The 22,109-nt window shown below is 62.3% G+C and carries 26 protein-coding genes, 1 tRNA gene and 2 pseudogenes; 5 read left to right on the top strand and 24 right to left on the bottom strand.

Features of this window, described 5'->3' with window-relative positions; genetic code table 11:
- Window positions 1–636, bottom strand: a pseudogene (locus tag AC1RQF_RS22195) (transposase); the annotation flags it as partial.
- Here AC1RQF_RS22195 and AC1RQF_RS22190 point away from each other — a divergent pair.
- Window positions 586–948, top strand: a complete 363-nt coding sequence (locus AC1RQF_RS22190) for a tyrosine-type recombinase/integrase (protein WP_492872959.1) — start codon at window positions 586–588, stop codon at window positions 946–948. The pseudogene AC1RQF_RS22195 and the gene AC1RQF_RS22190 sit on opposite strands and share 51 nt — an antisense overlap.
- Window positions 949–960: 12 nt before the next feature.
- Here the strand turns inward: AC1RQF_RS22190 and hpf are convergent, their stop codons facing one another.
- Window positions 961–1,335 carry a ribosome hibernation-promoting factor, HPF/YfiA family gene (gene hpf / locus AC1RQF_RS22185; RefSeq protein WP_492872958.1) on the bottom strand — a complete coding sequence of 125 codons (375 nt, stop codon included), beginning with the start codon at window positions 1,333–1,335 and terminating at the stop codon, window positions 961–963.
- 202 nt (window positions 1,336–1,537) lie between these two features.
- Here hpf and AC1RQF_RS22180 point away from each other — a divergent pair.
- The 3 genes and pseudogenes from AC1RQF_RS22180 to AC1RQF_RS22170 form a co-directional block, all read left to right on the top strand.
- Window positions 1,538–1,684: pseudogene (locus AC1RQF_RS22180) on the top strand (MerR family DNA-binding transcriptional regulator); the annotation flags it as partial.
- A gap of 99 nt (window positions 1,685–1,783) precedes the next feature.
- A complete protein-coding gene (locus AC1RQF_RS22175) occupies window positions 1,784–2,950 on the top strand; it encodes a DNA methyltransferase (RefSeq protein WP_492872963.1) in 1,167 nt (388 codons plus the stop codon).
- On the top strand, window positions 2,947–4,557 hold the full coding sequence (locus tag AC1RQF_RS22170; protein WP_492872957.1) for a TRM11 family SAM-dependent methyltransferase: 1,611 nt from the start codon (window positions 2,947–2,949) through the stop codon (window positions 4,555–4,557). The genes AC1RQF_RS22175 and AC1RQF_RS22170 overlap by 4 nt, the downstream gene beginning before the upstream one ends.
- Here the strand turns inward: AC1RQF_RS22170 and AC1RQF_RS22165 are convergent, their stop codons facing one another.
- From AC1RQF_RS22165 to AC1RQF_RS22130, 8 genes are all read right to left on the bottom strand, one after another.
- Window positions 4,558–5,805 (bottom strand): phospholipase D-like domain-containing protein, encoded by a 1,248-nt coding sequence (locus AC1RQF_RS22165; RefSeq protein WP_492872956.1) that lies wholly within the window; start codon window positions 5,803–5,805, stop codon window positions 4,558–4,560.
- A gap of 133 nt (window positions 5,806–5,938) precedes the next feature.
- Window positions 5,939–6,014, bottom strand: a tRNA-Thr gene (locus AC1RQF_RS22160).
- 18 nt (window positions 6,015–6,032) lie between these two features.
- Window positions 6,033–6,527, bottom strand: coding sequence for a ClpXP protease specificity-enhancing factor (locus AC1RQF_RS22155; RefSeq protein ID WP_492872955.1), 495 nt, complete (start codon window positions 6,525–6,527; stop codon window positions 6,033–6,035).
- Window positions 6,528–6,589: 62 nt separating this feature from the next.
- Window positions 6,590–7,201 (bottom strand): glutathione S-transferase N-terminal domain-containing protein, encoded by a 612-nt coding sequence (locus AC1RQF_RS22150; protein WP_027797364.1) that lies wholly within the window; start codon window positions 7,199–7,201, stop codon window positions 6,590–6,592.
- A gap of 93 nt (window positions 7,202–7,294) precedes the next feature.
- Window positions 7,295–8,053: a cytochrome c1 gene (locus AC1RQF_RS22145; protein ID WP_274000870.1), complete on the bottom strand. Its 759-nt coding sequence runs from the start codon at window positions 8,051–8,053 to the stop codon at window positions 7,295–7,297.
- A 20-nt stretch (window positions 8,054–8,073) separates the two neighbouring features.
- Window positions 8,074–9,456, bottom strand: a complete 1,383-nt coding sequence (locus tag AC1RQF_RS22140) for a cytochrome b (protein WP_274000869.1) — start codon at window positions 9,454–9,456, stop codon at window positions 8,074–8,076.
- Window positions 9,457–10,077: a ubiquinol-cytochrome c reductase iron-sulfur subunit gene (gene petA / locus AC1RQF_RS22135; protein ID WP_274000867.1), complete on the bottom strand. Its 621-nt coding sequence runs from the start codon at window positions 10,075–10,077 to the stop codon at window positions 9,457–9,459.
- Between the two features lie 218 nt (window positions 10,078–10,295).
- A complete protein-coding gene (locus AC1RQF_RS22130; protein ID WP_274000865.1) occupies window positions 10,296–11,042 on the bottom strand; it encodes a Nif3-like dinuclear metal center hexameric protein in 747 nt (248 codons plus the stop codon).
- 21 nt (window positions 11,043–11,063) lie between these two features.
- Between AC1RQF_RS22130 and AC1RQF_RS22125 the strand changes: the two genes are divergently transcribed.
- Window positions 11,064–12,272: a Do family serine endopeptidase gene (locus tag AC1RQF_RS22125; RefSeq protein ID WP_492872954.1), complete on the top strand. Its 1,209-nt coding sequence runs from the start codon at window positions 11,064–11,066 to the stop codon at window positions 12,270–12,272.
- Window positions 12,273–12,532: 260 nt separating this feature from the next.
- Here the strand turns inward: AC1RQF_RS22125 and tatC are convergent, their stop codons facing one another.
- From tatC to hisD, 14 genes are all read right to left on the bottom strand, one after another.
- On the bottom strand, window positions 12,533–13,309 hold the full coding sequence (tatC, locus tag AC1RQF_RS22120; protein WP_274000862.1) for a twin-arginine translocase subunit TatC: 777 nt from the start codon (window positions 13,307–13,309) through the stop codon (window positions 12,533–12,535).
- Between the two features lie 38 nt (window positions 13,310–13,347).
- Entirely contained in the window at window positions 13,348–13,872 is a 525-nt protein-coding gene (tatB, locus tag AC1RQF_RS22115; protein ID WP_274000861.1) for a Sec-independent protein translocase protein TatB, read from the bottom strand.
- A 26-nt stretch (window positions 13,873–13,898) separates the two neighbouring features.
- Window positions 13,899–14,129: a Sec-independent protein translocase subunit TatA gene (tatA, locus tag AC1RQF_RS22110; RefSeq protein ID WP_274000859.1), complete on the bottom strand. Its 231-nt coding sequence runs from the start codon at window positions 14,127–14,129 to the stop codon at window positions 13,899–13,901.
- Between the two features lie 87 nt (window positions 14,130–14,216).
- On the bottom strand, window positions 14,217–14,582 hold the full coding sequence (locus tag AC1RQF_RS22105; RefSeq protein ID WP_274004428.1) for a histidine triad nucleotide-binding protein: 366 nt from the start codon (window positions 14,580–14,582) through the stop codon (window positions 14,217–14,219).
- A gap of 22 nt (window positions 14,583–14,604) precedes the next feature.
- The gene (locus AC1RQF_RS22100) at window positions 14,605–14,994 is read right to left on the bottom strand and encodes a DUF4870 family protein (RefSeq protein WP_274000857.1); all 390 of its coding nucleotides are present in this window, start codon (window positions 14,992–14,994) and stop codon (window positions 14,605–14,607) included.
- A 125-nt stretch (window positions 14,995–15,119) separates the two neighbouring features.
- Window positions 15,120–15,485: a phosphoribosyl-ATP diphosphatase gene (locus tag AC1RQF_RS22095; RefSeq protein ID WP_252983414.1), complete on the bottom strand. Its 366-nt coding sequence runs from the start codon at window positions 15,483–15,485 to the stop codon at window positions 15,120–15,122.
- Window positions 15,482–15,895, bottom strand: coding sequence for a phosphoribosyl-AMP cyclohydrolase (gene hisI / locus AC1RQF_RS22090; protein WP_274000853.1), 414 nt, complete (start codon window positions 15,893–15,895; stop codon window positions 15,482–15,484). The genes AC1RQF_RS22095 and hisI overlap by 4 nt, the downstream gene beginning before the upstream one ends.
- On the bottom strand, window positions 15,895–16,668 hold the full coding sequence (gene hisF, locus AC1RQF_RS22085) for an imidazole glycerol phosphate synthase subunit HisF (RefSeq protein ID WP_274000851.1): 774 nt from the start codon (window positions 16,666–16,668) through the stop codon (window positions 15,895–15,897). Before hisF ends, hisI begins: the two co-directional genes overlap by 1 nt.
- A 75-nt stretch (window positions 16,669–16,743) precedes the next feature.
- A complete protein-coding gene (gene hisA, locus AC1RQF_RS22080) occupies window positions 16,744–17,499 on the bottom strand; it encodes a 1-(5-phosphoribosyl)-5-[(5-phosphoribosylamino)methylideneamino]imidazole-4-carboxamide isomerase (RefSeq protein WP_274000850.1) in 756 nt (251 codons plus the stop codon).
- A gap of 162 nt (window positions 17,500–17,661) precedes the next feature.
- Window positions 17,662–18,303, bottom strand: a complete 642-nt coding sequence (gene hisH / locus AC1RQF_RS22075; RefSeq protein WP_274000848.1) for an imidazole glycerol phosphate synthase subunit HisH — start codon at window positions 18,301–18,303, stop codon at window positions 17,662–17,664.
- The gene (locus AC1RQF_RS22070; RefSeq protein ID WP_274000847.1) at window positions 18,300–18,920 is read right to left on the bottom strand and encodes a YchE family NAAT transporter; all 621 of its coding nucleotides are present in this window, start codon (window positions 18,918–18,920) and stop codon (window positions 18,300–18,302) included. The genes hisH and AC1RQF_RS22070 overlap by 4 nt, the downstream gene beginning before the upstream one ends.
- 53 nt (window positions 18,921–18,973) lie before the next feature.
- Complete coding sequence (hisB, locus tag AC1RQF_RS22065) at window positions 18,974–19,561, bottom strand: imidazoleglycerol-phosphate dehydratase HisB (RefSeq protein ID WP_274000846.1); 588 nt, start codon at window positions 19,559–19,561, stop codon at window positions 18,974–18,976.
- Between the two features lie 55 nt (window positions 19,562–19,616).
- A complete protein-coding gene (gene hisC, locus AC1RQF_RS22060; protein ID WP_274000845.1) occupies window positions 19,617–20,687 on the bottom strand; it encodes a histidinol-phosphate transaminase in 1,071 nt (356 codons plus the stop codon).
- Window positions 20,688–20,772: 85 nt separating this feature from the next.
- Entirely contained in the window at window positions 20,773–22,095 is a 1,323-nt protein-coding gene (gene hisD / locus AC1RQF_RS22055; protein ID WP_274000844.1) for a histidinol dehydrogenase, read from the bottom strand.
- Window positions 22,096–22,109: the final 14 nt, after the last annotated feature.

Below are 22,109 nucleotides of genomic sequence, written 5' to 3'. Positions count from 1 at the left end.
CAAAATCCATACTCCAAGCGTCGTTTGGCCTGACCGGAACGATCTTCGCCACGCGCGTCACCACCATCTTTCGTCGCTTCGGCAATTTCGAGCGCAACTGCAACTGCTCTTCGCAATACAACCGGTACGCCTGATTCCGACCCAACTGCCAGCCTTCCCGGCGCAGCAGTACATGGACGCGTCGATACCCGTAGCGCACACGCGTATAGGCGATCTCGCGCATACGTGAGCGCAGTTCTGGGCGAGGGTCCTTGATGCTTTTGTAGTACTGAACGCTGCGCGGTTGCTTCACGAGCCGACAGGCCCGCCTCATCGTCAATCCGTAGTGGCTCACCACGTAATCCACCACGTCTCGTCTCAGCGCGGGCCGGGCCACTTTTTTGCAGCTACGTCTTGCAAGATGGCCTTGTCCAAGCTCAATTCGGCGACCAGCTTCTTCAGCCGCGCATTCTCGTCCTGCAACTGCTTGAGTTCGCGTACCTGATCAGACTGCATCCCGGCGTATTGCTTCTTCCACCGATAGAACGTCTGTTCCGAAATACCGACCTGCCGGATCACATCGGCCACCGGCATCCCCAGTTCGGCTTGCTTCAGCACTGCCACAATCTGTTCGATCGAAAAGCGTTTCCGTTTCATGACAAACGACCTCCTGGTTCAGGGTCAAGTTTGCCGCAAAACTCGCACTCGGATTGGTCCAGAATTCCTAAAGCGGATCAGGGCAAGCCGTTGGGGCGCTCGACGCTGCGATTCAGGTTTGATCGGGCACGCGGCGCGACTGGCATTCCAAAAAGCGAATTTCAGTTTCGCGATCTGCGGGCGAAAGCTGGCACCGACAAGGAGAGTGCTAGCGACATAAGGGGAGCGCATTCATTACTTGGTCATGGAAGTGTATCGATGACGGAACATTACGTACGTAGGCGCGGGGCGAAGATCACCCCGACCCGTTAGAGAATTGCCGACTCATTGTGAAGCCGGTGGCGCCTCGTCACTCCACTCGATAGGCGGCAAGTTCTCCGGACGGTATTTAATCCCGTCATGGTGATGATCTTGCAAGCGATCTTTATGTCGGACGACCTGCCGGTCAAGCTTATCGATTAACAAGTCAATAGCGGCGTATAGATCACTATCAGCGCTCTCAACAAAAATATCGCGCCCCTTAACATGGAGATTGATTTCGGCTCTTTGATTGGATTGCTTATGGTTATCGACTGAGAGCAACACGCTGGCGTCGATAACTTGTTCGAAATGCCGCAAGACTCTTTCAAGCTTTGTAGTCACGTATTCGCGCAATGCAGGCGTAACGTCGAGATGATGTCCACTTATCTTGAAGTTCATAAACACTCCACAAGGCTGAGAGTCCAAGCGGCGTCCCGGCGTTCGAGCGCCGCCGATGCATAGTCGCGTCCGAATCACCGAATCTTAGCGCGACTGTCACACACGATACACCTAGATGCCAACGTTGTGGGCGCCCTTACGATCGATCGGCCTTGGTGCCCTCTGACTTTTTAGGTACCATACGTCAACTATATGCACCTATATGTATACAATGAAAGCTGAACGGGACCAACTGTCTACCGCCGAGGTCGCACGACAGGCTGGGATTCATAAGGACACGCTTCTCCGTTGGCTTCGCTCCGGTGTGGTCGCCGAACCTGGCAGAGATCGGCACGGGTGGAGGCTGTTCACTCGCGACCAAGCGAGGTCCGTTATCTCACTCGCCCAATCGACCCTAAGCGGTCCGCAGGCAGCCGAAACCAAGGCGTCGTCTACATACGCTGAGCGGTTGAAGGCCATTGACTGGGATTTCGCCGGAGCAAAAACCGGGTACCTCACCCACGGAATCCATCCGTACCCGGCCAAGTTCATTCCGCAGATCCCGAATGCTCTGATTCAAGAGCTGTCTAGCGTAGGGGACACCGTAGCCGACATCTTTTGCGGCAGCGGAACCACCCTCGTTGAGGCGCTCACACTCAAGCGTCATGCAGTCGGAATTGATGCGAATCCGCTTGCGTGCCTCATGAGCCGGGCCAAGACAACCGCGATATCGGAGAGTGATGCCCTTGCACTGAGGCAATTGGCTACGGACATGCGCACGGCGGGCGACGCACTTGCTCTCGGTGGTGACGGCCAGCTATTTCCAACGGAAAAATTTGTGTCGTCGGCATGGAGACCGGAAGGCGAAACGCTTTCGTTCTGGTTTGAGCCGTTTGTGATTGAAGAACTTGCCGAGTGCTTAGCTCGGTGTCGCTGCTTGCGGACTGAGCCAGCGCGAACGCTTGCACTCACCTCGTTTTCCTCCATCGTCGTGGCAGTGTCTAAGCAGGACTCAGACACGCGGTACGTGCGGCGCGAGAAAGGTTTGAGTTCAGGAGAGGTATTTAGAAAATTTGCGCGTGCTCTCGATGTGTCAGTTCGAGCAGCTTCCGAATATTCCGACCTTGTCGAGCCGCGCTTCCGTTGTGCAGTGGTCGAGTCCACTTTATTGGACGCCCCGGAGATCCCACCGATCGATTTGATGGTTTGCTCACCGCCCTACCCGAACGCATTTAGCTATCACCTTTACCACATGACGCGGATGCTTTGGCTCGACATGGATCAACCTCGATTCAAGAAAGAGGAGATCGGCAGCCACCGGAAATACAGCAGCAACGGAAAAAATGCGGCCACTGCTGGCACATTCAGGCTTGAGTTTGAAGGAATTATGACATGGTTGCGTGATAAATTGAAAAAGAACGGATACGCCTGCTTCGTGGTTGGTGACTCTACACTAAAGGGCGAACGAATTGATAACGCGGAAATAATTTCGCAAGCCGGCAAGATTGCTGGCTTCTCAGAAGTCGCAAGAATCAATAGAACCTTGCAATCGACCAAAAAATCCTTCAATCCGTCGATCGGAAAAATCAAGACTGAGAAGATTTTAATTCTAGAAAATTGTGGAGGCGCGTCGTGAATCGACTGCAATGCAAAATTAAAGATTACATTCAGCCGTTTGAGCGAGAGCTTGCCCTACAAGAACTTAGAGTTTTGTCAAACGCGGAGCCAACGTACCTAGATGGAACGGAGGGAGACGACGGAAGTTTTTTCGTAACCACGACCGAAACGAAAGAATCGTTGGCAGGACGACTCGCGTATTGGGAAACCGTTTCTTCTGAACAAAATTCGATTACCACGCTCCAATCTCTGCGCGAAGCGACCGTAAATTTCGTCCGAAATGGCATTGACCTTGCCACGCTTGAAAAATCGCTCCCCTTTGGTGAATTTGTACAGCTTCCGAATCGCCGCTGCCTTCGATACGGCACGCATGGTATCCATGAGTATCGGGGGAAGTTCTTTCCTCAGTTGGTGCGCTCTCTAATAAATATTTCCAATACGCCCGCAGGGGGAATCGTAGCCGATCCGATGAGCGGAAGCGGAACGACGGCCGTCGAAGCGTCTCTCGCAGGATGCAGGGCTCTCGGACTTGATATGAATCCTTTATCGGTCTTTTTGAGCAGGACTAAATGCGAACTTCTTTCGGCTGATCCTGCAAATCTCCGAATCGCGTATCAGAATGTGCGTGATAGCCTGCTCCAACCAGAGGTACGTGCGACAAAGAGCCTAGACTATTTCCGATCATTGCCATCGGAAGACCAAGAATATCTAGAGAATTGGTTTGCTCAAGATGTTTTAATGGGCCTTGACGATATAGCGCGACGCATATCTGACGTGAAATACAAACCCGCTCGCGATCTGATGTGGGTATCCTTGAGCAATATCCTACGTTCAGTATCTTGGCAAAAGGACGCCGATCTGAGGGTTCGTAAGGAAATTCGGCTCGATGTTGAAATTGATCCTAAGCGCGCATTTCTCGAAGAGCTTGGCCGCTCGATTCGCGCTGCATTGGCATTTCTTTATCAACGCCCGAAAACCGAAAATTCATACACATTTAGCATTGGCGAGGGTGATGCGCGCAAGTGTGCGACAGCATGGGAAATGTATCAAGGAAAGGTTGACACAGTAATTACCTCTCCACCTTACGCGACTGCACTCCCATATCTCGATACTGATCGACTTAGTCTCTGCTACTTGGGTCTTCTGCCGAGACCGGAACACCGAACGCGGGATCAGAAAATGATCGGGAATCGTGAAATCACTGAGCGCCTTAAACGAGAACAGTGGTCACAATTTTTGGAGATGGGTGGAATTTTGCCTTCAGACGTTCGAACATTGATCAACAATATTGAAACATTGAACGAAGGTACCGGCGTGGGATTTCGCAGAAAAAACCTTCCCGCCCTTCTAGCGAAATACTTCTTTGACATGCGTGAAGTACTGGAAGGAATCCACAAGTTACTTAAACCTGGCGGGGTCGCATTCGTAGTAGTTGGAAACAATCACACGATTGCTGGCGGTCAGCGAGTGGATATATGTACCGCGAAGCTTTTGTCACAAATCGCCGAAACGTTGAATTTTGAAATTACTCCATCGCTTCCCATGGAAATGCTCGCATCACGAGACATTTTCAAAAACAACGCAATGGAGTCAGAAGAAATTCTAGCGTTTCGGCGATCAAATTAATTACAAATACGCCCAACGCTTTAACGAGTTCCGCACGGTATTAACGCACCTAGCCAGATAAGCTCCATGTTGCGTTGTTCCTTGCGGAATAACTTTGACATAGTATTCATAAGAAGGGTTGGAGCTTACCTCCACGTAAAGGATGTCTCCAACCGCCCCGGCGCTGCGAAGATCTTCACTCCTAATTCGCATATCTCTCTTGCCCGAGTTATACCAAATGGTTACGGCAACAACGTTTCCATTGACGTTTAACCGTACACCTGTGCGATCCATTTTCCCTCGCCCCTGTGCGTCGCGTGCTCCCGTGTAGCTGGGATCTGCCACAAAGAGATTCGGCCATCCCCAAAACGACGGATCGTAATCCCGACAGACCAACGGAACAAACACTTCGGCCGATCGCCGCTGTGTGTTCGGATTAGTCTGCCCGACACCGACGTCGGTGTTTTGCAGCGTCATAAGAAAAACCCGATGTTGCGCGGTCACCGCTCCTGGGACTGGCAATCCGGCCGGATTGCCGACCGCAGTAGCAGCACTAACGAAACCGCCCTGGTATTGCGCTCCGAGATTTGTATTGCCACTCGGTGCTATCACCGGAGCGTTCGGCACGGGAATGCTGATGAAAAGGGGATTGCCTGCGCCCGCTGAACCGCTGGTGACATTTTGATTGCCACCTCGAGTGTAAGCTTCGTCGGGCACCCATCCTTCTGAGGCCAGCCGATTCAGCAGAACACGATCCAACAATAAACAGTTGCCAGTGGTAGGGGTGCTCCAAGTGTCCAGCGCGGCCTCGACTTCGTGCAAAAACGCGCGGTCTTCGTCTAACCGAAGGTCTAGCTCAATGACAACGCCCGCCTCGTAGTTCGTGTACAAACCTCCCTCGGTCAAATTGCCAGACCCGATCAGTAGCCGCGCCTCTAACTGATTCTTGAACAGATAGATCTTTGGGTGGAATGTTGAACTATTGGCGTTCTTGAACACGTAAAGCTGGCCGGTCGCGCCAACGGCGGAAAGTAGGTCCTCAAGGCCCTCTCGCGAAGTTCCACCGGCGTCTATACCAGCCGACATTCGAATCGCGCCTCCCCGTTGTCCGAAAGCGCGAAGCGAATCGGCCACGTGTTTCGTGCCAGAACGTTTGACGAAAGCAACCGAGGCTCTGAATTCGGCCCAGATCGGTTCCGAAAGCGACTGGAGCAGCACGTCCCCTAATCGAGCCGCCCCGAAGGGCTGGAGCGTAAACCTTAATGCCATGTCTTCCTCGTTTTTATCAGTTTGGAGGGTTTTTAGACACCAGCCCGGGGAGCGCCACGTACTCGGTTTGTAGAACACGCCCCGGTTTGTAGAAAAAAAAACGGGTCCCATCTCTGGAACCCGTATGGGTATTTGGTGCCGGCTGCAGGACTCGAACCCGCCACCTGATGATTACAAATCAACTGCTCTACCAGATGAGCTAAGCCGGCGTAGCCGCGAATTCTACCTCATTTCACGATCTTGAGGCGAGGCCTGCTGCCCTTCGCGCCGTCGCCGTCGCCGTCGGGCTCGGGCGGCTCATCGGCGGGTTTGGCGGCCTCGTTGCCGGCCGTATCCGCCGCACCCGCTTCCTCGACCGTCGCCCCTTCCTCCGCTTCCGACTCCAACGGCGCACCCGCGCCTTCCGCGACCGCCTCGACCTGGAACGCCATGCCCTGCCCGTTCTCGCGCGCATAGATCGCGAGCACGTTGGCGACCGGCACCTCGATCTTGTGGGCCTTACCGGAGAAGCGCGCGGTGAACTCGATCCATTCGTTACCCATCTGCAGCTGGCTCGTCGCCTCGAAGCTGATGTTCAACACGATCTCGCCGTCGCGCACGAACTGGCGCGGCACGCGCGTCGAATTGTCGACGCGCACCGCGATATGTGGCGTATAGCCGTTATCCGTACACCACTCGTACAGCGCGCGCAGCAAATAAGGCTTCGTGGAAATCTCTTGCATCAACCGTCCTCAAACGGGAGTGACGACGCGGCCCCCGCCGCATCGCCGCTCCGCAACCAGACTCAACGACGCATGACCTTTTCGGACGGCGTCAGCGCTTCGATATACGCCGGGCGGCTGAAAATCCGCTCCGCGTACTTCATCAGCGGCGCCGCATTCTTCGACAGCTCGATCCCGTAGTGATCGAGGCGCCACAGCAGCGGCGCAATCGCGACGTCGAGCATCGAGAACTCTTCACCCAGCATGTACTTGTTCTTCAGGAAGATCGGCGCGAGCTGCGTCAGGCGATCGCGGATCGCGAGGCGCGCCTTCTCGTGGTTCTTCTCCGCCGCCTTGCCCTTCTCGTTCTCGAGCGTGCTCACGTGCACGAACAGCTCCTTCTCGAAATTGAGCAGGAACAGCCGCGCGCGCGCGCGCTGCACCGGGTCGGCCGGCATCAGCTGCGGGTGCGGGAAGCGCTCGTCGATATACTCGTTGATGATGTTCGATTCATACAGAATCAGATCCCGCTCGACGAGAATCGGCACCTGACCATACGGATTCATCACGGCGATATCTTCCGGCTTGTTGAACAAGTCGACATCGCGAATCTCGAAATCCATGCCCTTTTCGAACAGCACCAGCCGGCAACGCTGGGAGAACGGACAAGTCGTGCCGGAATACAGAACCATCATAATTACGTTTCCTCAAAAAGCCGAAGGCCAGCGCGCAGAAAGCCCATCCCGCAGGCCTTTCCTTGCGCCGGCCCCACGCCGGTCACGGCGTGATTACTTGATATCTTTCCAGTAGGCGGCATTGAGCCGCCATGCGAAAAAGGTCAGGACGCCAAGAAACAGCATCACCCACACGCCAAGCCGCTTGCGGGTCTGCTGCGCGGGCTCCGACATCCAGTTCAGGTATGCCACCAGGTCGGCCACGGCAGAATCATAATCCACCGGCGACAGTGTCCCCGGCGTCACCTGCTCGAAGCCGACGAGCTTGCGCACCTTCTCGCCCGTCTCCTCGTCCGTCTTTTCTTCGAATTTCGCCGTGCGCTGCCCCTGCAACTGCCACAGGACATGGGGCATACCGACGTTCTCGAATACCGCGTTGTTCCAGCCGGTCGGACGCGTGTCGTCGCGGTAGAAGCTGCGCAGGTATGTATACAGCCAGTCGCGGCTGCGCGCCCGGGCCTCGACCGACAGATCGGGCGGCGTTGCGCCGAACCAGCTCTTCGCATCGTCGGGCCGCATCGCGACCGACATCGTGTTGCCGACCTTGTCGGTCGTGAACAGGAGATTCTTCTCGATCTCCTTCTGCGAAATGCCGAGATCCGTCAGACGGTTGTAGCGCATCAGGTTCGCGCTATGGCAGTTCAGGCAATAGTTTACAAACAATTGCGCGCCGTGCTGCAAGGACACGAGATTTTCCGTGTTATCCGGTGCGCGGTCGAGCGGAAAATTACCCTCATCCGCCCAAGCCGGCGCCGCCAGCAGCGCACACGCCGTCGCGCCGATCAGCGCGAGCGTCGAAAGCAGTTTCTTCATGTCGTGTTCTCCTCGCTCGCTTAGTGGGGCTTGAACGTCACGCGCTCGGGCGGCTGCTTGAACCTGCCAAGCGGCGTCCAGAACGGCATGCCGAGGAAGAACGCGAAGTACACGAGCGCGCAGATCTGGGCGATCAGCGTCGCCGCGGGCGAAGGCGGCCGCGTGCCGAGGAACGCGAGCGTCAGGAACACCAGCACGAAGATGCCGTAGAACACCTTGTGGAACAGCGGCCGGTAGCGGATCGACTTCACCGGGCTGCGGTCGAGCCAGGGCAGGAAGAACAGCGACACGACGGCCGCGCCCATCACCACCACGCCCCAGAACTTCGCCTCGGTCACGTACATGAAGACGACCACGGCGGCGGCCAGCACCGGCAGCCCGATCTTCCATCTGCCGCGCGCGCGGATCAGCGCCAGCACGCCGAGCGCCGCGATCACGATCATCAGCACGATCTTGAACGGGTCGGTGGTCGCGCGCAGCATCGCGTAGAACGCGGTGAAGTACCAGACGGGCGCGATCTCGGGCGGCGTCTGCAGCGGGTTCGCCGGCACGAAGTTGTTCGCCTCGAGGAAGTAGCCGCCCATCTCCGGCGCGAAGAACACGATCAGCGCGAACACCATCAGGAACACGCACACGCCGAGGAAGTCGTGCACCGAGTAGTACGGGTGGAACGGAATGCCGTCGAGCGGGATGCCGTTCTCGTCCTTCTTCGCCTTGATCTCGACGCCGTCCGGGTTGTTCGACCCCACTTCGTGCAGCGCGACCAGGTGCGCGACCACGAGCCCGACCAGCACCAGCGGGATCGCGATCACGTGGAACGCGAAGAAGCGGTTCAGCGTGACGTCCGACACCACGTAGTCGCCGCGGATCCACAGCGACAGGTCCGGACCGACGAACGGGATCGCCGAGAACAGGTTCACGATCACCTGCGCGCCCCAGAACGACATCTGGCCCCACGGCAGCAGGTAGCCGAAGAACGCCTCGGCCATCAGGCACAGGAAGATCGCGCAGCCGAAGATCCACACCAGTTCGCGCGGCTTGCGGTAAGACCCGTACAGCAGCCCGCGAAACATGTGCAGGTAAACGACCACGAAGAACATCGACGCGCCCGTCGAGTGCAAGTAGCGGATCAGCCAGCCCCACGGCACCTCGCGCATGATGTACTCGACCGATGCGAACGCGAGGGTCGCATCGGGCTTGTAGTTCATCGTGAGGAAGATGCCGGTGACGATCTGGTTCACGAGCACCAGCAGCGCGAGCGACCCGAAGAAGTACCAGAAGTTGAAGTTCTTCGGCGCGTAGTACTCGGAAACGTGCTTCTTCCAGGTGGAAGTGAGCGGGAAGCGTTGGTCGACCCAGCCCATGAAACCTGTCGTGGAGACTTCCTTGTTATCCGTCGCCATTTACGCTTCTCCTTTCTCGTCCCTGCCGATCACGAGGGTGTTGGCCGACGTGAACATGTAGGGCGGAACATCGAGATTCTGCGGTGCGGGCTTGTTCTTGAAGACGCGGCCGGCCAGATCGTAGGTCGAACCGTGGCAGGGGCACAGGAAGCCGCCCGGCCAATCGTCCGGCAGGTTCGGCTGCGGCCCCGGCGTGAAGCGCTGGGTCGGGGTGCAGCCCAGGTGGGTGCACACCGCGACCACGACGAGGATGTTCTTGCGATCGGCCCGCGCACGATATTCATTCGCGCAATACGCGGGCAACGGCATGGAATACGGGGTCTTCGACTGCGGATCGGCCACTTCCTTGTCGGCCTTGGTGACGTCGGTCAGCATCGCTTCGGTGCGATTCAGGATCCAGACCGGCTTGCCGCGCCATGCCACGGTGAGCATCTCGCCCGGCTTCAGCTCGCCGATATCGACCTCGACCGGCGCGCCGGCCGCTTTCGCCTTCGCGGACGGCGCGAGCGACGCCGCGAACGGTATTACGGTGGCAACGCCTCCTACGCCACCTGCTACGGATGTCGCAATCAGCCAGGTACGGCGGCCGCTGTCGACGCGTTTCTCTTCTTTGTCTCGCATCACACGCCCCACTTCTGAGTTGGATTTTCCGTCACGACTTTTCATACCGCCGCTAGTGTGCGGGAATGGAGCCGCCATTTACAAGGCCCGGATGCGAAATACTGCTTGAAGCCCTTGATTGATAAGGGTTTCCACGCACTATCGAAGCGATTATTTCAATCGCATATTAAGCGTTTACTACATTCAATTTTCTAGGTGCAGCGCACCAAATCGGACCCTCAAACCGGATTGTGGATGTCGATGAAAAGGTGCTCGAGATCGAATTTCTCCGACAAATGGCGACCGAGCGCTTGGATCCCGTAGCGCTCGGTCGCATGGTGCCCCGCCGCAACGAACGCGACGCCGCTCTCGGCCGCCGCATGCGTGACGAATTCCGACGCCTCGCCGGTCAGGAACACGTCGGCGCCCGCCTCGATCGCCGCGTCGAAATAGCTCTGCGCGCCGCCCGTGCACCATGCGACGCGGCGCAGCTGCAGATCCGCGTCGCCGAGCACGAGCGGGGTGCGGCCGAGCGTCTGCTCGACCTTCGCGGTGAAATGCTCGAGCGTGACGGGCATCGGCAGCGTCGCCAGCCAGCCGAGGTCCTGGTCGCCGAAGCGCGCGTCGCCGATCAGGCCGAGGCGCTCGCCCAGTTGCGCGTTGTTGCCGAGTTCGGGGTGCGCGTCGAGCGGCAGATGAAACGCGAACAGGTTCAGGTCGTTCGCGAGCAGGCGCTTCAGGCGCTGGTGCTTGCGGCCCGTGATCGACGGCGCCTCGTTGCGCCAGAAGTAGCCGTGATGGACCAGCACCGCGTCGGCGCCCCACTCGAGCGCGCGGTCGAGAAACGCGACCGATGCGGTCACGCCGGTGGCGATCTTCTCGATCCGGCGACGTCCTTCCACCTGCAGACCGTTGGGGCAATAGTCCTTGAAGCGGGCGGTTTCGAGGGTATTGTTCAAGTACAATTCAAGTTCGATCCGATCCATATAAACCTCTAATATCTTCAAATGCTTAGACGCTTCTGGCTGTTCTTCGCCCAAGCGGTGACGGTGCTGCTCGCGCTGATGTTCATCGTCGCGACGCTCAAGCCGCAATGGCTGCAGCGGCAGGGGCAGCTCGGCAAGCAGCTGGCGGCGCCGATCGTGGCGCTGCGCGAGGTGGCGCCCGGCGTCGGCGGCGCGCCCGCGCAGACTTCCTATGCGGACGCCGCGCAAAAGGCCATGCCTGCGGTCGTCAACGTGTTCTCGAGCAAGGACGGCTCGCTGCCGCCGGATCCGCGCGCGAAGGATCCATTGTTCCGGTATTTCTTCGGCGACCGCAATGCGCGCAAGCAACAAGAGGAGCCGGCGGCGAATCTGGGCTCGGGCGTCATCGTGAGCTCGGAAGGTTACATTCTAACGAACCAGCATGTGGTCGACGGCGCCGACCAGATCGAAGTCGCGCTCGCCGACGGCCGCACCGCCACCGCCAAGGTGATCGGCAGCGATCCCGAGACCGATCTGGCCGTGCTCAAGATCAACATGACCAACCTGCCGACGATCACGCTCGGCCGCTCCGACCAGTCCCGCGTCGGCGATGTGGTGCTCGCGATCGGCAATCCGTTCGGCGTCGGCCAGACCGTCACGATGGGCATCATCAGCGCGCTCGGCCGCAACCATCTCGGCATCAACACCTTCGAGAACTTCATCCAGACCGACGCGCCGATCAATCCCGGCAATTCCGGCGGCGCGCTCGTCGACGTGAACGGCAACCTGCTCGGCATCAACACCGCGATCTACTCGCGCTCGGGCGGCTCGCTCGGGATCGGCTTCGCGATCCCCGTCTCCACCGCCCGCACCGTGCTCGAGAGCATCATCACGATGGGCGGCGTCACGCGCGGCTGGATCGGCGTCGAGCCGCAGGACGTCACGCCGGAGATCGCCGAATCGTTCGGGCTCGAACAGAAGAGCGGCGCGATCGTCGCCGGCGTGCTGCAGGGCGGCCCGGCCGACAAGGCGGGCATCAAGCCCGGCGACATCCTCGTGTCGGTCAACGGCGAGACGATCTCCGACACCACGCGGCTCTTGAACGTCGTCGCGCAGATCAAGCCCGGCACGCCGACCAAGGTTCACGTCGTGCGCAAGGGCAAGGAATTCGACCTGACGGTCGTGATCGGCAAGCGTCCGCCGCCGCCGAAGCAGGCGCTGAGCGACCAGGAAGGCGACGACACGGAATAACGGGCGGCGCGCCGCGCCCGCCGTTGCGTCGAGGCGCGGCGCGGGCTTCGGACAGCGGATGGCCTGGACGCGTCCGACAAAAAACCCCGCGCTGCGCAATGCAGACGCGGGGTTTTTCATTCTGGCAGGCCGGCCGGAAAACCGCCCCGACAAGATGCGGATGGCGTCGCCTCAGCCGCCGACCGGATGTCCATGCACGATCAGGCAGAGGAAAGCAGCGTGCAGGGCTCGTCCAGCGGAAGCGGGCACGCCAAGCACGCTCACGACGCGGCTTCCGCTTCCTTTTCCTTCACCGGCGGCTTGACGAACAGCCGCGCCGCGATGATCCCTGCCTCGTACAGCACCACGAGCGGCAACGCGAGCATCAGCTGCGAGAACACGTCGGGCGGCGTCACCACCGCGGCCACCACGAATGCGCCGACAATCACGTACGGGCGGATCTCCTTGAGCTTCTGCACCGTCAGCACGCCCATCCGGACGAGCAGCACGACGACCACCGGCACTTCGAAGGTGACCCCGAACGCGATGAACATCCCGAGCACGAAGCTCAGGTAATTATCGATATCGGTCGTCATCTCCGCGCCGAGCGGCGCGTTGTAGTGCGCCATCACGCGGAAGATGGTGGGGAACACGATGAAGTACGCGAAGGCCATGCCGCACAGGAACAGCACGTAGCTGCTGCCGACGAGCGGCCCGACGAGCTTCTTCTCATGCTGGTAGAGGCCCGGCGCGACGAACGCCCAGATCTGGTAAAGCACGATCGGCAGCGCGATCACGAGCGCGACCAGCATCGTCACCTTCATCGGCACGAAGAACGAGCCGGTGACGTCGGTGACGATCATCTTGCCGTCCTTCGGCAGGTTCTGCATCAGCGGGCGCGCGAGCAGCCGGAAGATGTCGGGCGCCCAGTAGACGAGCCCGAGGAACACGACGATGACCGCCGCGCCCGCCCGGATGATGCGGTCGCGCAGTTCGACGAGATGGGAAATGAAGGTTTCTTCCGGCGCGTCGTCCGGATTACGCTGGGGGTCGTTCACACCGGCCCTCGGTTGGAATAATGGGCGCGAATCATCGCTCAGAAGAAGCGCACGGGGCGACGCAGGCTCGCCGGCTGATGCCGGGCGACGCGCGCGGCGCCCGACTGCACGTGCGCGCGGCGCGCGGTCGCGCGCTTGTACCACACGGGCGTCGCGGTCGTCTTCACACGCCAGTTGCGACGCTTCGGCGCGGCGGCGACCGTGCTGCGCCACGAGGACGGCCCGGGCGCGCCAGCGTCAGCCGCGGCGGCCGTCGCCGCGGCGCTGTCGGGATCGACCGTCGAACGCCAGGCGTCGTTGAGATCGGTCTCGTGCTGCCGCACGTTGTCGTGAATCGTGGTTTCGACGTTGCGCGCGGCCGCCTCGAAATCCGTCTTCATCGTGCGCAGCGCATCGAGTTCGATTTCGCGCGAGACTTCCGCCTTCACGTCGTTGATATAGCGCTGCGCGCGACCGAACAGCGCGCCGGCCGTGCGCGCGACGCGCGGCAGCCGCTCGGGGCCGAGCACGACGAGCGCGACGACGCCGATCAGCGCCATCTTCGAAAGACCCAGATCGAGCATCGCGGCGATCCGTCAGCGCGCGGGCGTCAAGCCTTGTGGGAATCGGACGAACGCGCCGCTTCCTTCGCGTCGACGTCGACCGACCCCGCGCGCGGCAGCTGCTGCGCATCCGAACCCTCGGACTCGCGCATGCCGTCCTTGAAGCCCTTCACCGCACCGCCGAGGTCGCTGCCGATATTGCGCAGCTTCTTCGTGCCGAACACCAGCGCGACGATCAACAGCACGATCAGCCAGTGCCAAATACTCAGTCCACCCATGATGCCACTCTCCCAAGCGTCGCCGCGACGGCGGCGCAACATGCCGGCGATGCCGGCGTCAATTCAGTCCCGTGACGGAAACGCCCGTCACCCCATGCGATGCCACGGACGCGGCCCGGCCAGGATATGCGCGTGCAGGTGGTAGACCTCCTGCCCGCCGCCCGGCCCGGTGTTGATCACCGTCCGGAACCCGGTCTCGCCGCCCGTATACGCGCAGCCCAGCTGTTCGGCGAGGCGCGCGACGAGGATCATCATTCTACCAAGCAGCGGCGCGTCTTCCGCGCGCGCCGACGACAATGTCGGCAGATGCCGGCGCGGAATCACCAGCACGTGCGTCTCGGCTGCAGGGCGGATGTCGCGGAACGCGACGAACTCGTCGTCCTCGTGCACCTTCGCGCTCGGCACCTCGCCCGCCGCGATGCGGCAGAACAGGCAGTTCGGATCGTGATCCATCATGCTCCCGGCATCCACCCGCTCAGAACCACGCCTGAGGATCGAGCGTCTTGTTGTCGTACAGGAACAGCCAGCCCTTGATGATACGGTAGAGCGTCCAGAGCCAGACCGCGCCCAGCACCACGAAGCCGATCCCGACGAACAGCAGCGCGAACCCGATCAGATAGGCGATCAGCGCGCGCCAGAAGGTGCGGATCTGCCATTCGAAATGGGCCTGGTACGCGGTGCCGACCACATCGCCGCGCTTCACGTAGTTGATGATGATCGCGATGATCCCGGTGATGCCGCCCGTCAACCAATGGATCGCGTACAGCGCGTACAGCACGTGCGTCAGGGTGCGCAACGAATTCTGCCGCTCGCTCTCGGACGCGCTCTGGTACGAGGGCGGAAACTGACCCGGCGAATCTTGCATGATGTTAACCCCCAATTGATGACAGTTTTCCGGGACGGCCAGCCAAGGACGCCCGGTTAGGGACGCCCGGTTAGGGACGCCCGGTCAGGGACGCGCAGTCCTCGACTGCGCAGTCCGCAGCCGGCTCAGCCGCCGTTTTCCTCGCGTTCGCGGCTCTTGCGCAGCGCTTTCTCCTCAAGGCCCGACAAGCCTTCGCGGCGCTCCAGCTCGGCCACCACGTCGGCCGGGCTCAGATCGAAATGCGACAGCATCACGAGGCAGTGGAACCACAGGTCCGCGACCTCGCCGACGAGCGCCGTCGGCGCGCCGCCCTGCCGCACGTCCTTGGCGGCGAGCACCACTTCGGTGGCCTCCTCGCCGATCTTCTTCAGCACCGCGTCGTCGCCCTTGTGGAACAGGCGCGATACGTACGACTGCTCGGGATCGCCGCCCTTGCGGCTGTCGATCACCGCCGCGAGGCGCAGCAGCGTGTCTTCGGTGGTTGACGTCATTTGTAGATATGCTCGGGATCTTTCAGCACCGGATCGACCGCGACCCATTCGCCGTCGTCGGCGCTGCCTTCGAATTTCTGGAAGAAGCACGAGTGCCGGCCGGTGTGGCACGCGATGCCCGACACCTGCTCGACCTTCAGCAGCACCACGTCCTCGTCGCAATCGAGCCGCACCTCGTGCACGTGCTGCACGTGGCCCGACTCCTCGCCCTTGAACCACAGGCGCTGGCGCGAGCGCGAGAAATACACGGCGCGCTTCGTCTCGATGGTCTTCGCGAGCGCGTCGCGGTTCATCCACGCGAACATCAGCACGTCGTTCGTCGACGCCTCCTGCGCGATCACCGGCACGAGGCCGTTCGCGTCCCAGCGCACCTTGTCGAGCCAGTTGCCCGTCGTTGCGGAATCGCTCATCACAGCCTCACCGGTATGCCCTGGTCGGCCATGAAGCGCTTCGCCTCGCCGACCGTGTGTTCGCCATAGTGGAAAATGCTCGCGGCCAGCACCGCATCCGCGCGCCCGTCCTTGATGCCGTCGGCCAGATGCTGCAGCGAGCCCACCCCGCCCGACGCGATCACCGGCACCGGCACCGCGTCCGAGACGCCGCGCGTGAGCGCGAGATCGAAGCCCGCCTTGGTGCCGTCGCGGTCCATGCTGGTCAGCAGGATCTCGCCCGCGCCCAGCTCCGCCATGCGGCGCGCCCACTCGATCGCATCGAGGCCCGTGCCCTTGCGGCCGCCGTGCGTGAACACTTCCCAGCGCGCGGGCTCGCCGTCGGCGGACACCCGCTTCGCGTCGATCGCGACCACGATGCACTGCGAACCGTATTTGTCGGCCGCGTCGCGCACCAGCTGCGGATTCGCGACCGCCGACGAATTCATGCTGACCTTGTCCGCGCCGGCGTTCAGGAGGCGCCGCACGTCTTCCACCGCGCGCACGCCGCCGCCCACCGTGAGCGGAATGAACACCTGCGACGCCACCGCCTCGATGATCGGCAGGATCAGGTCGCGTTGGTCGGAGGTCGCGGTGATGTCGAGGAAGGTGAGTTCGTCGGCGCCCTGCGCGTCGTAGCGGCGCGCGATCTCGACAGGATCGCCGGCGTCGCGCAGCTCGACGAAGTTGACGCCCTTGACGACGCGCCCGGCGGTGACGTCGAGGCAGGGGATGATGCGTTTAGCTAGAGCCATGATGTTGCGCAAATGCCGCGGTAAGGCCGCCCGGGCGGGCGGCGGTGGGGACGGGGCGGCTCGGGCCGCGCCCGCTCAGGCGTCGTCCAGCTCGCCGTTCAGTTCGTCCGCGCGGCGCTGCGCCGCGGCGAAATCGAGGTCGCCGGAATAGATCGCGCGACCGCAGATCACCCCCTCGACGCCATCCTCCTCCACTTCGCACAGTTGCTCGATATCGGTGAGGTTCGACAGGCCGCCGCTCGCGATCACCGGAATGCCGACCGCCTGCGCGAGCTTCACCGTCGCCTCGATATTGATGCCTTGCAGCATGCCGTCGCGGCCGATGTCGGTATAGATGATCGACTCGACGCCGTAATCCTCGAACTTGCGCGCGAGATCGACGACCTCGTGGCCGGTCAGCTTGCTCCAGCCGTCGGTCGCGACCTTGCCGTCCTTCGCGTCGAGCCCGACGATGATGCTGCCCGCGAACGCGCTGCACGCGTCCTGCAGGAAGCCCGGATCCTTCACGGCCGCGGTGCCGATGATCACGTACGACAGGCCCGCGTCGAGATACTTCTCGATGGTCTCGAGGCTGCGGATGCCGCCGCCGAGCTGAACCGGCACCTCGCTGCCGACCTCCGCGAGGATCGCCTCGATCGCCTCGAGATTCTTGGGCTTGCCGGCGAAAGCGCCATCGAGATCGACTAGATGCAGCCGTCGCGCACCGAGATCGACCCACTTGCGCGCCATCGCCGCGGGATCCTCGGAAAAAATCGTCGCCTGGTCCATATCGCCTTGTTTGAGGCGTACACACTGACCGTCTTTAAGATCGATGGCCGGAATCAGCAGCATAGCAATCGGGTGTTATGTGGGAAAAATGAGGGTTGAGACGCGCGCCGGCCCATCCGGCACCCTGTCGTCTCGCTAGTTTAGTACAACTCTTTCGGTAAATTCGTGCCTCACGCCCACCGGACGGGGCCGCTGCGCGCGCCGGCTGTGGCACGCGCGCCACGTTCACGGATTCCAGTGCACGAAGTTGCGGTACAGCCGCAGCCCCACTTCCGCGCTTTTCTCCGGGTGAAATTGGGTCGCGAAGAGATTGTCGCGCGCCACCGCCGACGTGAACGGCGCGCCGTACAGCGTCTCGCCGACCGTCAGCGCAGCCTCGGCCGGCGCCACGTAGTAGCTGTGCACGAAGTAGAAGTATGCGTCGTCGGGCACCCCGTCCCACAACGGGTGGGCGCGGCTCTGGCGCACGCGGTTCCAGCCCATCTGCGGCACCTTGAAGCGCGAGCCGTCGTCCTGCAGCCGGCCGTCGAGTTCGAAGCGCAGCACCTTGCCCGGCATCAGACCGAGCCCGTCGGTGCCGCCCTCGGCGCTCCAGTCGAACAACATCTGCTCGCCCACGCACACGCCCAGCAGCGGCTTGTTGCGCGCGGCTTCGAGCACCGCCTCCTGGAGGCCCGACTCGCCGAGGCAGCGCATGCAGTCCGGCATCGCGCCCTGGCCCGGCAGCACCACGCGGTCGGCCGCGCGGATCGCCGCGGGCTGGTCGACGATCGTCACGTCCGCGGCCGGCTCGGCCTTCCTGAGCGCCTGCGCGACCGAGCGCAGGTTGCCCATCCCATAATCCACAATCGCAATCGAAGTTTTCATTTCAGAGCAGGCAACAAAGCCTTCAGTCCGTCGACGATGAATTCCACCGCCAGCGCCGACAGCATCAAACCCATCAGACGCGTGGCGATGTTGATGCCGGTGCGGCCGATCCAGTGCGCGATCGGCTCGGCAAGCCGCATCGCGATGAAGCACAGCAGCGCGAGGATCGCACCGATCGCGACCAGCCCGAGCCGGTCGTACCAGTGCGTCGCGTTCGCCGCGTAGACGATCACCGTGCTGATCGAACCCGGGCCGGTCAGGAGCGGAATCGCGAGCGGCACCACCGCGATGCTGTTCTTCGATTCCGCCTCGTCGCGCTCCTCGGGCGTCGAGCGCGTATTGCCGATCTGCGCGTTCAGCATCGTGATCGCCATCAACAGCATGATGATGCCGCCGCCGACCTCGAGCGAGCCGACCGAGATCCCGAAGAAGCGGATGATCTGCTGGCCGAGCAGCGCGGTCACCGTGATCACGCAGAACACCGACATCGCGGCGATCCGGATCGTGTGGCGGCGCTCCACGTCCGTCTGCTGCGCCGTCAGGCTCAGAAAGAACGGGATCGCGCCGAGCGGATTGATCAGCGCGAGCAGCGAGATGAATGATTTGACCAGGTCCATCGCAAGCCGCCGCGCAGGCCGCGGCCAAGAGGGTGATCCGCGTCAGCGGAGAATCAGAGGCTGCCCTTCGTCGACGGGATCTGCCCGGCCGCGCGCTCGTCGAGCGTCACCGCCATGCGCAGCGCCCGGCCGAACGCCTTGAACACCGTTTCGAGCTGATGGTGCGCGTTGATGCCGCGCAGATTGTCGATGTGCAGTGTGACGCCCGCATGGTTCACGAAACCGCGGAAGAACTCGATCGACAGGTCGACGTCGAAGCTGCCGATCCGCGCGCGCGTGAACGGCACGTGGAATTCGAGCCCCGGCCGGCCGGAGAAATCGATCACGACGCGCGACAGCGCCTCGTCGAGCGGCACGTACGAATGGCCGTAGCGGCAAATGCCCTTGCGCTCGCCGATCGCCTTCGCGACGGCCTGGCCCAGCGTGATGCCGACATCCTCGACCGTATGGTGGTCGTCGATATGCGTGTCCCCATGCGCTTCGACCTCGAGGTCGACGAGCCCGTGGCGGGCGATCTGGTCGAGCATATGGTCGAGGAACGGCACGCCGGTGGCCAGCTTCTGCTGGCCGGTGCCGTCGAGATTGAGCTTCACTCGGATCTGCGTTTCGCTGGTGTTGCGAACGACTTCCGCCACACGCATGGGGATACCTCGGTTTGAACGGATGTAAATGGGGACTGCGAAGCGCGCTGGCCCGTCAGGGCAGCGCAAGTGCCAGGGCGGCCAGCAGGCGGGCGTTTTCCTCGGGAGACCCAACCGTCAAACGCACGCAATTGGCCAACAATGGGTGCATTTTACTCACGTTTTTGATCAGGATCCGCTCGGTCAGCAGCCGCTCGAACACCGCCGCCGCGTCCGGCACCCGCACCAGCAGGAAGTTGCCGGCGCTCGGGAACACGGTCGCGCCCGACAGCGCGCCGACCGCCTGCGCGAGCCGGGTGCGCTCGGCGCGCAATTCGGCCGCCTGCGCGTCGAGCACCTCGACGTGGTCGAGCAGCAGCTCGGCCGCCGCCTGGGTCAGCACGTTGATGTTGTAGGGCGGGCGGACCTTGTCGAACTGCGTCAGCCACGCGGGCGGGCCGGCCAGGTAGCCGAGCCGGATCCCGGCGAGCCCGAGCTTCGACACCGTGCGCATCACGACCACGTTGTCGAACTCGGCCGCGCGCGGCATCCAGCTGCGCTGCGCGAACGGCTGGTAGGCCTCGTCGATCACGACAAGGCTCGAACGCGCCGCCGCGACGATGCGCTCGATGTCCTCGTCGGCGTACAGCGTGCCGGTCGGATTGTTCGGATACGCGAGGTAGACGAGCGCCGGCCGGTGCGTCTCGAGCGCCGCGAGCATCGCGTCGACGTCGAGCGTCAGGTCGGCCTTGAGCGGCACGCCGACGAATTCGAGCTGCGCGAACTTCGCCGACATCTCGTACATGACGAAGCCCGGCACCGGCGCGAGCACCTTCGCGCCCGGCTTCGCACAGGCGACCGACATCAGGCTGATCAACTCGTCGGAACCGTTGCCAAGCATCAGTTCGCAGCCGGCGGGCACCCGCATCGTCGCGCGCAGCTTGTCGAGCAGCGCGGCGGGCCGCGGCGCCGGATAGCGGTTCAGCGCGACCTGCGCGAGGCGCGCGCCCAGCTCGGCCGCGAGCGCCTCGGGCAGCGGGTACGGGTTCTCCATCGCGTCGAGCTTCACGAAGCCCTGCGCGTCCGGAACCGGGTAGCTCGTCATCGCGAGCACGTCGGGGCGGATGATGTCTTGTGGCGTGGTCATGGGTCGAGCGGCGCGCTTGGCGCCGGCGTGTGATCGGCGGGGCGGCGAGCCGCCCCGCGCGGTGGCGAAACCGATGCGGACGGCGTCAGCCGCCCTGTCTCATGCGGAACTCGGCGCTCTTCGCGTGCGCCTGCAGCCCCTCTCCGTAGGCGAGTTCCGACGCGATCTCGCCGAGCGTGTGCGCGCCTTCCGCGCTCACCTCGATCAGGCTCGAACGCTTGAAGAAGTCGTACACGCCGAGCGGCGACGAAAAGCGCGCGGTGCGCGAGGTCGGCAGCACGTGGTTCGGGCCCGCGCAGTAGTCGCCGAGGCTCTCGCTCGTGTAGCGGCCGAGGAAGATCGCGCCCGCATGGCGGATCTGCTGGCTCCATTGCTGCGGCTCGAGCGCGGAGATCTCCAGATGCTCCGGCGCAATGTCGTTCGCGATCCGGCAGGCCTCGGCCATGTCGCGCACCTTGATCAGCGCGCCCCGCCCTTCGAGCGACGCGCGGATCACATCCTGGCGCGGCATGGTCGGCAGCAGCTCGGCGATCGCCTTCTCGACGCGCGCGATGAACGCCTCGTCGGGGCACAGCAGGATCGACTGCGCCAGTTCGTCGTGCTCGGCCTGCGAGAACAGGTCCATCGCGACCCAGTGCGGATCGGTCGTGCCGTCGCACAGCACGAGGATCTCGGACGGCCCCGCGATCATGTCGATGCCGACCGTGCCGAACACGCGCCGCTTCGCCGACGCGACGTAGGCGTTGCCCGGGCCGCAGATCTTGTCGACGGCCGGCACCGTGCGGGTGCCGTACGCGAGCGCGCCGACCGCCTGCGCGCCGCCGATCGTGAACACGCGGTCGACGCCGCCGAGGCTCGCCGCGGCGAGCACCAGCTCGTTCTTCACGCCCTCGGGCGTCGGCACCACCATCACGATCTCGCCCACGCCCGCGACCCGCGCGGGAATCGCGTTCATCAGCACCGACGACGGATAGGCCGCCTTGCCGCCCGGCACGTACAGGCCGACGCGGTCGAGCGGCGTGACCTTCTGGCCGAGCACCGTGCCGTCGGCCTCGGTGTACTGCCAGCTATGGCTGCCGCACTCGATCCGCTGCTTCTCGTGGTAGCCGCGCACGCGCGCGGCGGCCGCCTCGAGCGCCGCGCGGCGCTTCGGCTCCAGCGCCTCGAGCGCGGCCTCCAGTTCTTCCCGCGGCAGTTCGAGCGCGGCCACGCTGGGCGCGCTCAGGCGATCGAAGCGGTTCGTGTACTCGAGCACGGCGTCGTCGCCGCGCGACTTCACGTCCGCCAGGATCGACGCGACCGAGCGCTCGATCGCCTCGTCCTCGCTCGCCTCGAACGCAAGCACCGCGCGCAGCTCCGCATCGAAGCCCGCTTTCGTCGAATCGAGTTTGCGAATCTTGATAGACATGCTGTTATCCGTTC

Source organism: Burkholderia sp. GW821-FHT14F03 (assembly GCF_058803765.1).
The sequence above is the reverse complement of the archived record's forward strand: the minus strand, read 5'-3'. Positions and strand labels throughout refer to the sequence as shown.

Bases quoted from the DNA above. Each gene is read 5' to 3' on its own strand.
- hpf (WP_492872958.1), bottom strand. From the start codon at position 1,335: ATGAACTTCAAGATAAGTGGACATCATCTCGACGTTACGCCTGCATTG.
- AC1RQF_RS22165 (WP_492872956.1), bottom strand. From the start codon at position 5,805: ATGGCATTAAGGTTTACGCTCCAGCCCTTCGGGGCGGCTCGATTAGGG.
- AC1RQF_RS22155 (WP_492872955.1), bottom strand. From the start codon at position 6,527: ATGCAAGAGATTTCCACGAAGCCTTATTTGCTGCGCGCGCTGTACGAG.
- AC1RQF_RS22150 (WP_027797364.1), bottom strand. From the start codon at position 7,201: ATGATGGTTCTGTATTCCGGCACGACTTGTCCGTTCTCCCAGCGTTGC.
- AC1RQF_RS22145 (WP_274000870.1), bottom strand. From the start codon at position 8,053: ATGAAGAAACTGCTTTCGACGCTCGCGCTGATCGGCGCGACGGCGTGT.
- AC1RQF_RS22140 (WP_274000869.1), bottom strand. From the start codon at position 9,456: ATGGCGACGGATAACAAGGAAGTCTCCACGACAGGTTTCATGGGCTGG.
- petA (WP_274000867.1), bottom strand. From the start codon at position 10,077: ATGCGAGACAAAGAAGAGAAACGCGTCGACAGCGGCCGCCGTACCTGG.
- AC1RQF_RS22130 (WP_274000865.1), bottom strand. From the start codon at position 11,042: ATGGATCGGATCGAACTTGAATTGTACTTGAACAATACCCTCGAAACC.
- AC1RQF_RS22125 (WP_492872954.1), top strand. From the start codon at position 11,064: ATGCTTAGACGCTTCTGGCTGTTCTTCGCCCAAGCGGTGACGGTGCTG.
- tatB (WP_274000861.1), bottom strand. From the start codon at position 13,872: ATGCTCGATCTGGGTCTTTCGAAGATGGCGCTGATCGGCGTCGTCGCG.
- tatA (WP_274000859.1), bottom strand. From the start codon at position 14,129: ATGGGTGGACTGAGTATTTGGCACTGGCTGATCGTGCTGTTGATCGTC.
- AC1RQF_RS22105 (WP_274004428.1), bottom strand. From the start codon at position 14,582: ATGGATCACGATCCGAACTGCCTGTTCTGCCGCATCGCGGCGGGCGAG.
- AC1RQF_RS22100 (WP_274000857.1), bottom strand. From the start codon at position 14,994: ATGCAAGATTCGCCGGGTCAGTTTCCGCCCTCGTACCAGAGCGCGTCC.
- AC1RQF_RS22095 (WP_252983414.1), bottom strand. From the start codon at position 15,485: ATGACGTCAACCACCGAAGACACGCTGCTGCGCCTCGCGGCGGTGATC.
- hisI (WP_274000853.1), bottom strand. From the start codon at position 15,895: ATGAGCGATTCCGCAACGACGGGCAACTGGCTCGACAAGGTGCGCTGG.
- hisF (WP_274000851.1), bottom strand. From the start codon at position 16,668: ATGGCTCTAGCTAAACGCATCATCCCCTGCCTCGACGTCACCGCCGGG.
- hisA (WP_274000850.1), bottom strand. From the start codon at position 17,499: ATGCTGCTGATTCCGGCCATCGATCTTAAAGACGGTCAGTGTGTACGC.
- hisH (WP_274000848.1), bottom strand. From the start codon at position 18,303: ATGAAAACTTCGATTGCGATTGTGGATTATGGGATGGGCAACCTGCGC.
- AC1RQF_RS22070 (WP_274000847.1), bottom strand. From the start codon at position 18,920: ATGGACCTGGTCAAATCATTCATCTCGCTGCTCGCGCTGATCAATCCG.
- hisB (WP_274000846.1), bottom strand. From the start codon at position 19,561: ATGCGTGTGGCGGAAGTCGTTCGCAACACCAGCGAAACGCAGATCCGA.
- hisC (WP_274000845.1), bottom strand. From the start codon at position 20,687: ATGACCACGCCACAAGACATCATCCGCCCCGACGTGCTCGCGATGACG.
- hisD (WP_274000844.1), bottom strand. From the start codon at position 22,095: ATGTCTATCAAGATTCGCAAACTCGATTCGACGAAAGCGGGCTTCGAT.